Source organism: Polaromonas sp. P1_E1_2 (assembly GCF_056406035.1).
Genome location: NZ_JBFUAZ010000122.1, coordinates 1 through 8,754 on the forward strand (window position 1 = coordinate 1; position 8,754 = coordinate 8,754).

Genomic DNA, 8,754 nt, shown 5'->3' on the forward strand with positions numbered 1-8,754 from the left:
AGGCGGGCAGGGCGCTCGCAGCGATGTGCCGCTTACTCGACCTTGGCTTTTTTGCGCAGTTCTTCCTGGAACGCCGCCAGCTTTTGCTGCTGCATTTGCTGAGCGATCTGCGGCTTCACTTCCTCGAAGGACGGGAGCTGGGCCGTGCGGATGTCGTCCACACGAATGACGTGGTAACCGAACTGGGTTTTCACCGGGGTATCGGTGGTCTGGCCCTTGTTGAGCTTGACCAGTGCCTCGGTGAATTCAGGCACATAGCTGGAAGGGTTGGCCCAGTCCAGGTCGCCGCCCTTGGCACCGGATCCGGGATCCTTGGACTTCTTCTTGGCGATGTCATCGAACTTGCCGCCCTTTTTCAGGCTGGCAATGATCTCTTTGGCCTCGGCTTCCTTTTCGACCAGGATGTGGCGGGCCTTGTACTCCTTGCCGCCATTGGCTTCGGCAAATTTGTCGTATTCAGCCTTCAGCTCGACATCGGTCACCGGATTCTTCTTCTGGAAGTCAGAAAACAGTTCGCGGATCAGGATGGTCTGGCGTGCCAGTTCCATTTGCACCTTGATGTCATCGCTGGAAGCCAGGCCCCGCTTTTCCGCTTCCTGCATGAACACTTCGCGCGCAATTACTTCTTCACGAAGCTGGCCTTCCATCTCAGGCGTTACTGGCCGGCCGGACTTGGCGACCTGTTGCGCCAGCGAGTCCAGGCGCGATTTTGGAACGGCCTTGCCATTGACGATGGCCACGTTCTGCGCCATGGCGCCTTGCGCGCCCAGTGCCAGCAGTGCCGCTACGGCGGTGCCGAGTAAAAGATGTTTCTTCATGATGTTTTTGTAGTCCTTTTGGTAATGCTTGAAAGCGTTTGGCAATGCGTTCTGACGTTGCTGCGGCTCTGTGCCGAAATCCCCGGGGCAAATCAGCGCAGATTCAGGGTGACTCGATGACTTCAATCGCCAGGGCATGGAGGCCCTGATCAATGAAATTTTGCATTGCATCATACACAAGCCGGTGGCGCGCCACCCGGCTCTTGCCGGTAAAGAGCGGGCTGGCAATGCGGATGCGAAAATGGGTACCGTAGCCTTCCGCGTTAGCGCCCGAATGCCCGGCATGGGAAGCGCTCTCGTCCAGCACTTCCAGTCGGGTGGGCTGAAGCCGCGCCTTGAGCTGCTGCTCGATCTCGTGGGTGCGCACGGGCAGGGCGCTGGAAACGCCGGCGTTCATGGTGTGGCGCCTGGTTTGATGTGCTTGTTCAGGTACACCGCYTGCGCAAGCACAAACACCACCATCAGACCGAGGCCACCAAACAGCTTGAAGTTGACCCAGGTGCTGGTGGAAAACGTGAAAGCCACCCACAGATTGAGCAGGCCCATCACGGCAAAAAAACCAACCCAGCTGAAATTGACCACGCGCCAGATCGGGTCAGGCAAGTTCATCTGCGCGCCCATCAGCGACTTGATGCCGTTTTTCTTCCACACCAGCTGCCCCAGCAGCAGCGCGCCGCCCATCACCCAGTACAGTACCGTGGGCTTCCATTTGATGAAGCTCTCGCTGTGGAAATAGATGGTGGCGCCGCCGAGCACCGTCACTAGCCCCAGGCTGATCCACAGCATGGTGTCGACCTTCTTGCCGCTTACCTTGAGCCAGAGGATCTGGGCCAGCGTGGCAACGATCACAACCACGGTAGCCAGCAGCACAGGCGCTTCAGCCGCACCCACCACTCCCCCGGAAACCATAAAACCCAGCCACTCGGTGGCTGTAGCGGCGGCCCAGTCCTTGTTGCCTTCGGCGTACTTGAACATGCCGAAAAAAAGGGCGATCGGCAAAAAGTCGAAAAGAATTTTCATAAACAGATTATCGCGGGGTAAAAGAAGCGAAAGAGCTCACTGGCGTTGGGTCCCGAATTAGCAAGCATGAGCCGCGGAACCGGCTTTGCCGGGCCGCAGGCGGGCGGCCCCCTCGGGGGGGCAGGAAGCTACGCGCAGCGAGCGACCGTGGGGGCTTCACTTCTTCTTGAAATCAAGCGCTGCCGAGTTCATGCAGTAGCGCAGGCCTGTGGGAGACGGCCCATCGGGAAACACATGGCCCAGATGCGCGCCGCAGCTGGCGCACACGGTTTCGGTGCGCACCATGCCGTGCTTGCGGTCCACAATTTCCTCAATCGCGCCGGGCACGGCTTCTTCCGAAAAGCTGGGCCAGCCGCAGCCGGCGTCAAATTTGGTTTCCGACTCAAACAGTTTGGCACCGCAGCAGATGCAATGGTAGCTGCCGTCGGCCCAGACGGCTTCGTATTTGCCGGTGTAGGGGCGCTCGGTGGCGGCGTGGCGCGTGACTTCAAAGGCCGCAGGCTCAGCGCCTTTTTCGGCCAGCAGGGCCTTCCACTCGGCGTCGGTTTTCTGGATCTTGGTGCTCATGTTCTGTTCCTGGCGTGAGTTGACGGAGGTGTTACGAACTGCAACTGATTTCAATGGATGAGGCCCAGTCTGGGGGGAAATCCGCAAAGCTCTCGTGCCCCGGGTGCTCCTCAAATGGGGCCTGCAGCAAGGCAAGCAAGGTGTCGACCCCGGAAAAGTCTTTTAGTTTCGCGGCGCGTATGGCTTCTTCCCCCAAATGGTTGCGCAGCACGAACTTGGGATTGTTGTTAAGCATCAAATCAGCCCGCAGMCCTTGATCCACTTGCGCAAGGCGCTCTGAATACTGTAGCGCCCAGGCGTTGAAGGATTCCCGGTCAAAGAACAGGTCACGCAGGGGTTCATGGCCGCTTTGTGCCGTGAAACCATTCAGGCGCCGCCAGAAGATGGTGTAGTCCACCTTGTTGGCGGCCAACAGTTTGAAGGTGTTGTCCACCAGGGTCTTGTCCTCGGATTGCTCGTCCGCCAGGCCAAGTTTGCCGCGCATTCGGGCCTGCAATGCCTCAGGGAACACGGTTTTGTAGGGTTCCAGGGCTGCAAGCGCCTGCTCCTGGTCTTCAATCAGCGGCAGCAAAGCCTGCCCCAGGCAAAACAGGTTCCAGTAGGCCATGTTCGGCTGCTTGTTATAGGCGTATCGGCCCTGGGTGTCCGAATGGTTGCAGATGTGGCCAGGATCAAACGCATCGAGAAACTGGAACGGGCCATAGTCAATGGTCAGCCCCAGGATGCTCATGTTGTCGGTGTTCATGACGCCATGGCAAAAACCTGCAGCCTGCCACGCAGCCATAAGGTGTGCGGTCTTTTCGCTGACGGCCTCCAGCAGCGCCGCATAAGGTTGCTTTGCCTCGCGGCAGGCGGGGTAAAACCGGTCGATGACGTAGTCGGCCAGCACCTTGAGCTGCGCATGCTGGTCGTTGTAGCTGAAATGCTCGAAGTGGCCGAAGCGGATGAAGCTTGGCGCGGTGCGGCTCACCACGGCGGCGGTCTCGATCTCCTCGCGCCGCACGGCCGCATCGGAGCCGGTAACGCACAGCGCCCGCGTGGTCGGAATGCCCAGTCCATGCATCGCTTCCGAGCACAAAAATTCGCGAATCGAGCTGCGCAGTACAGCCCGGCCATCGCCCATGCGGGAGTAGGGTGTTTTGCCGGCGCCCTTGAGCTGGATTTCCTGCGGCCCGCGCGGAGTACTGATTTCGCCCAGCAACAAGGCGCGGCCGTCACCGAGTTGCCCGGCCCAGACGCCAAACTGGTGACCGCTGTAGACGCTGGCCAACGGCTCGGAGCCGGGCAGGACGCCATTGCCGCTCAAGGCTTCCAGGGCTGCCTGTGATTCAAGCCATTCTGCGCCCAGTCCCAGCTCGTGCGCCATGCTACGGCTGCGGCCAACCCAATAGGGGTCAGGCAGGGACTGCGGCCGCAAGCGGGTGTAGAAGTCGCCACCCAGTTGGGCGAAGCTGTTGCTCCAGGTCAGCGAGGTACCGGCAGAGGAACCTGCATCGTCGGGCGCCGGAAGGTTTGCAGAGGTCATCGGCAAATTGTCCCCTACCTGACATGAACCCGTGATTTCACGGGCAATCCCGCATGACCGTCATGGTGCGCTGCGGCATGATGACCGCTTGCTGAACACTATTTAACCAATGGAGACTTCCCGATGCTTGGGTTAATGCAAAGCCAGCCGCTGCTGATTTCCGGCCTGATCGAATTCGCGGAGCGCCATCATGGCGACGCCGAAATCGTCTCGCGCCGCGTGGAGGGCGACCTGCACCGCTACACCTACAAGGATGTCGCCCATCGGGCGCGCCGGGTTGCCAATGCGCTGGACGGCCTGAAGCTCGCGTTCAGCGACCGCGTTGCCACGCTGGCCTGGAACGGCTACCGGCACCTGGAGCTTTATTACGGCGTGAGCGGCTCGGGCCGGGTGCTGCATACCATCAACCCGCGCCTGCATCCGGACCAGATCGCCTGGATCGCCAACCACGCCGAAGACCAGGTGCTGTGCTTTGACCTGAGTTTTCTGCCGCTGGTGCAGGCCGTGCATGCCAGGTGCCCGACCATCAAGCACTACATCGCGCTGTGCGACGCTGACAAGTTGCCGGCCGATTCGGGCATTCCGGATTTGCAAAGCTACGAAAGCTGGATAGGCGCACAAAGCGCCGACTACGCCTGGCCCAGTTTTGACGAAAACACCGCTTCCAGTATGTGCTACACCAGCGGCACCACGGGCAACCCCAAGGCTGCACTCTATAGCCACCGTTCCAGCACGCTGCACGCCTACGCGGCCGCGCTGCCTGACGTAATGTCCATCTCCGCACGGGATGCCATCCTGCCCGTCGTGCCCATGTTCCATGTCAATGCCTGGGGCATTCCGTACTCGGCCGCGCTCACCGGGGCCAAGCTGGTGTTTCCAGGGCCTGCGCTCGACGGCAAATCGATCTATGAGCTGATTGAGGCCGAAAAGGTCACTTACGCCGCCGGCGTGCCCACCGTTTGGCAGATGCTGCTGACACACATGAAGCCGTCAGGGTTGAAGTTCTCCACCTTGCGCCGCACCGTTATCGGCGGCTCAGCCTGTCCACCGGCCATGATCAATGCCTTCCGTGAAGACTACGGTGTGGAAGTGCTGCACGCCTGGGGCATGACCGAGATGAGCCCGCTGGGTACGCTGTGCGCGCTCAAGAACAAGCACGACACGCTGCCGGAAGCAGAAAGAATGAAGATACGCCTCAAGCAGGGGCGCGCCATCTACGGCGTCGACATGAAGATCGTCGACGCCAACGGTGAAGAGCTGCCCTGGGACGGCAAGGTCTTTGGCGACCTTTACGTGAAGGGGCCGTGGATTGTGCGCGAATACTTCAAGGGTGAGGGCGGCGACCYGCTGGTGGACGGCTGGTTCCCGACGGGCGACGTCGGCACCATAGACGCCGACGGTTATCTGCAAATCACAGACCGCAGCAAGGACGTGATCAAGTCCGGCGGCGAATGGATCAGCTCCATCGAGATCGAGAACATCGCCGTGGCGCACCCGGCCGTCGCCATGGCTGCCTGCATAGGCGTGGCCCATCCCAAGTGGGATGAGCGCCCCATCATCGCGGTCGTGAAAAAGCCCGGCATGGAAGTCACGCGCGACGAGCTGCTGCGCTTCTACGAAGGCAAGACCGCCAAATGGCAAATCCCCGACGACGTCGTCTTCGTCGACGCGATTCCCCTGGGCGCCACCGGCAAGATGCTCAAAACCAAATTGCGCGAGATCCTGAAAGATTACAAATTGCCACAGCCATAAAACAAAAGGGCGGTGACCTCGCAGCGGCCCCCTCGGGGGGCAGCGCACTACGCGCAGCGAGAAGCGTGGGGGTCACGTGGGTGACATCGGCTAGGGCATTCCCTGACGCAGTGCAACATCATTTGACCTAACCTTTGCCGGTTCCCTCTGCGGATTCACCGCGCATTCATACAATTTCCAGGAGACAAGGGATGACAACCCAGAACAGATTTTTCGCACGGCATGCAGGCATCGCCCTGGCGGTGTCTTCCATGCTTTACAGCGGCATGGCGCTGGCCCAGGCGCCCGCCAAGGCCGCAGCGCCGGCCAAAGCTGCAGTGGCAGCACCGGCCACCGGTGCCGTCAACCTGAACCAGACTGTCAAGATCGCCTGGCTTGATCCACTGTCCGGCCTGATGGCGGCCGTGGGCACCAACCAGCTCAAGGGCTTCCAGTTCCTGGCCGAGCAGTTCAGCAGGAAGAACAAGGCCGGCGTGAAGTTCGAGATCATCGGCATCGACAACAAGCTCAGCCCACAGGAAACCACCAACGCGCTGAAGTCGGCCATCGACCAGGGCGCGCGCTACGTGGTGCAGGGCAACGGCTCCGGCCCGGCGCTGGCCATCATGGACGCGCTGTCCAAGTACAACGAACGCAATCCCGGCAAGGAAGTCGTCTACCTCAACTACGCCGCGGTGGACCCGGACCTCACCAACAGCAAGTGCGACTACTGGCACTTCCGCCTAGATGCCGACACCTCCATGAAGATGGAAGCGCTGACGGCCTTCATGAAGGACCAGCCCGACATCAAGAAGGTCTACCTGATCAACCAGAACTACTCGCACGGTCAGCAGGTCGCCAAGTTCGCCAAGGCCAACCTGGCCAGCAAACGCCCCGACATCCAGATCGTCGGCGAGGACCTGCACCCGCTGGCGCAGGTGCGCGACTTTGCGCCCTACATCGCCAAAATCAAGCAGTCGGGTGCCGACACCGTGATCACTGGCAACTGGGGTTCCGACCTCTCGCTGCTGGTGAAAGCCGCCAACGAAGCGGGCCTCAACAACGTCAAGTTCTACACTTATTACGCCGGCGTCACCGGCACGCCGACCGTGCTGGGCGCGGCCTCGGCCGGGCGGGTCTACATGGTGTCCTACAACCACCTCAACATGGGCGGCGAGATCCAGCAGGTCCAGGCCGACTACAAGAAGAAGTTCAACGACGACTTCTACACCGGCGCGATCTTCCATGCCTTCACCATCCTGACCGAAGCCATGGCGCAGACAAAATCGACTGAACCCGCCGTCGTGGCCAAGGCCATGGAAGGCCTGCGCTTCAAGAGCTTCAACGGCGATGTGGAGATGCGCAAGACCGACCACCAACTGCAGCAGGGCCTCTACATCGACAAATGGGAAAAAGCCGGCGGCAAATACCCTTACGATGCCGAGAATACAGGCTACACCTTTGTGCCGGTCAAATACTATGAGCCCTATGTGGCCAGCACGCCTACCTCTTGCCAGATGAAGCGTCCGGGCTAAGGCCCTGGCGGCCGCCTGACCGGCGAAGGCCCGACCCATTCGGGCCTTTTTCTTTATCCCGGCAGGTTTCCTGCCCGTATCTGTTTTACCTTCCAGCTTCAGGCGGTCATTGATGAATTTGGAATTTTTCACCATCTCCCTGCTTAACGGCCTCAGCTACGGGCTGCTGCTGTTCATGCTGAGCTCCGGCCTGACGCTGATCTTCAGCATGATGGGCGTGCTCAATTTTGCGCACGCCTCCTTCTACATGGTCGGCGCCTACATTGCCTACAGCACCTCGCAGGTCATCGGGTTCTGGTGGTCGCTGCTGGTGGCACCGCTTTTGGTGTTTGTGATGGGCGCGGCCTTCGAGCGCTTTTGCCTGCGCAAGGTGCACAAGTTCGGCCATGTGCCCGAGCTGCTGGTTACCTTCGGGCTGTCCTACCTGCTGCTGGAGCTGGTGCAGCTGGTATGGGGCCGCTCGGCCGTCAACTATGTGTTACCGGAGGGTTTGCAGGGCCCGCTGTTCACGGTGTTCGGCACCAACTTTCCCAAGTCGCGCGCCTTCATCATGTTCATTTCGCTGGCCATGCTGGCCGGCATCTGGCTGCTGCTCACGCGCACACGCATCGGCCTGGTCATACAGGCCGCGCTCACCCATCCGGAAGCGGTGGAAGCGCTGGGCCACAACGTGCCGCGGGTCTTCATGCTGGTCTTTGGTGGCGGTGCCGCGCTCGCGGGCCTGGCCGGCGTCATTGGTGGCAATACCTTTGTGACGGAGCCCGCCATGGCCGGCTCGGTCGGCGCCATCATCTTTGTCGTCGTGGTGGTGGGTGGGATGGGTTCGCTCAGCGGCGCTTTTCTGGCTTCACTGCTGATTGGCCTGATCCAGACCTTTGCCGTGGCCATGGACCAGTCGCTCATGACGCTGCTGGCCAAATTCAGCTACACCGTGACGCCTGATTCCTTCGGCTATCCGTTGCTCAAGCTCACCATTTCGCAGGTCGCCCCCATTCTGCCGTTCCTGTTCCTGGTGCTGATCCTCATCTTCAGGCCCAAAGGTCTACTGGGCACACGCGAAGGCTAGGCAGACCAATATGACTCGACCCTTTCACGAATTCAAACCCTATAACGTCGGCCGCTGGCTGTTGTGGTCGCTGTACGCGCTGCTGCTCATCGTCGCGCCGCTGATGTTCAAAAGCAGCCTGGCGCTCACCATGCTGTCGCAGGCCGGTTACCTGGTCATCATCTGCCTGAGCTACAACATCCTGCTGGGACAGGGCGGCATGCTCAGTTTCGGGCATGCGGTCTATGCCGGGCTGGGTTCTTTCCTCGCCGTGCACGCGATGAATCTGGCCACCAAAGGCAGCTTCTACATCCCGCTGACGCTGATTCCGCTGGTGGGTGGCCTCTCGGGTCTGGTTTTTGCTGCGCTGCTGGGATACGTCACGACCAAGAAGGCCGGCACCACCTTTGCCATGATCACCCTGGGCGTGGGTGAACTGGTGTTTGCGATGTCGCTGATGTTCCCCGAGTTTTTCGGCGGTGAGGGCGGCATCACCACCAACCGCGCTTATGG

Annotated in this window: 9 protein-coding genes; 4 read left to right on the top strand and 5 right to left on the bottom strand. The window is 60.5% G+C overall.

All coding sequences use genetic code 11. From position 1 onward, the window contains the following. Nucleotides 1-32: 32 nt before the first annotated feature. The 5 genes from AC1D1P_RS08325 to AC1D1P_RS08345 all read right to left on the bottom strand — a co-directional run bounded on the left by AC1D1P_RS08325 (nucleotide 33) and on the right by AC1D1P_RS08345 (nucleotide 3,930). Nucleotides 33-818, bottom strand: a complete 786-nt coding sequence (locus AC1D1P_RS08325; RefSeq protein WP_477669513.1) for a peptidylprolyl isomerase — start codon at nucleotides 816-818, stop codon at nucleotides 33-35. Nucleotides 819-921: 103 nt separating this feature from the next. Further along, on the bottom strand, nucleotides 922-1,215 hold the full coding sequence (locus AC1D1P_RS08330) for a BolA family protein (protein ID WP_477669514.1): 294 nt from the start codon (nucleotides 1,213-1,215) through the stop codon (nucleotides 922-924). Next, nucleotides 1,212-1,838, bottom strand: a complete 627-nt coding sequence (locus tag AC1D1P_RS08335; protein ID WP_457280850.1) for a septation protein A — start codon at nucleotides 1,836-1,838, stop codon at nucleotides 1,212-1,214. The genes AC1D1P_RS08330 and AC1D1P_RS08335 overlap by 4 nt, the downstream gene beginning before the upstream one ends. 156 nt (nucleotides 1,839-1,994) lie before the next feature. Beyond that, nucleotides 1,995-2,405, bottom strand: coding sequence for a peptide-methionine (R)-S-oxide reductase MsrB (msrB, locus tag AC1D1P_RS08340; RefSeq protein ID WP_477648405.1), 411 nt, complete (start codon nucleotides 2,403-2,405; stop codon nucleotides 1,995-1,997). 31 nt (nucleotides 2,406-2,436) lie between these two features. Beyond that, the gene (locus AC1D1P_RS08345; protein ID WP_477672653.1) at nucleotides 2,437-3,930 is read right to left on the bottom strand and encodes a protein adenylyltransferase SelO; all 1,494 of its coding nucleotides are present in this window, start codon (nucleotides 3,928-3,930) and stop codon (nucleotides 2,437-2,439) included. A 123-nt stretch (nucleotides 3,931-4,053) separates the two neighbouring features. Here AC1D1P_RS08345 and AC1D1P_RS08350 point away from each other — a divergent pair, with 123 nt between their 5' ends. From AC1D1P_RS08350 to AC1D1P_RS08365, 4 genes are all read left to right on the top strand, one after another. Further along, nucleotides 4,054-5,682, top strand: coding sequence for a 3-(methylthio)propionyl-CoA ligase (locus tag AC1D1P_RS08350; protein WP_477672654.1), 1,629 nt, complete (start codon nucleotides 4,054-4,056; stop codon nucleotides 5,680-5,682). Between the two features lie 266 nt (nucleotides 5,683-5,948). Further along, the gene (locus AC1D1P_RS08355; RefSeq protein ID WP_477672657.1) at nucleotides 5,949-7,196 is read left to right on the top strand and encodes a branched-chain amino acid ABC transporter substrate-binding protein; all 1,248 of its coding nucleotides are present in this window, start codon (nucleotides 5,949-5,951) and stop codon (nucleotides 7,194-7,196) included. A 112-nt stretch (nucleotides 7,197-7,308) separates the two neighbouring features. Next, on the top strand, nucleotides 7,309-8,262 hold the full coding sequence (locus AC1D1P_RS08360; protein WP_477672655.1) for a branched-chain amino acid ABC transporter permease: 954 nt from the start codon (nucleotides 7,309-7,311) through the stop codon (nucleotides 8,260-8,262). A 10-nt stretch (nucleotides 8,263-8,272) separates the two neighbouring features. Continuing rightward, the coding region (locus AC1D1P_RS08365) for an ABC transporter permease subunit (protein WP_477672656.1) at nucleotides 8,273-8,754 on the top strand (482 nt) is incomplete at its 3' end.

What these genes read in the sequence shown, in the direction of transcription:
- AC1D1P_RS08360 (WP_477672655.1), top strand. Translation starts at nt 7,309, where the DNA reads ATGAATTTGGAATTTTTCACCATCTCCCTGCTTAACGGCCTCAGCTAC.
- AC1D1P_RS08325 (WP_477669513.1), bottom strand. Translation starts at nt 818, where the DNA reads ATGAAGAAACATCTTTTACTCGGCACCGCCGTAGCGGCACTGCTGGCA.
- AC1D1P_RS08355 (WP_477672657.1), top strand. Translation starts at nt 5,949, where the DNA reads ATGGCGCTGGCCCAGGCGCCCGCCAAGGCCGCAGCGCCGGCCAAAGCT.
- AC1D1P_RS08330 (WP_477669514.1), bottom strand. Translation starts at nt 1,215, where the DNA reads ATGAACGCCGGCGTTTCCAGCGCCCTGCCCGTGCGCACCCACGAGATC.
- msrB (WP_477648405.1), bottom strand. Translation starts at nt 2,405, where the DNA reads ATGAGCACCAAGATCCAGAAAACCGACGCCGAGTGGAAGGCCCTGCTG.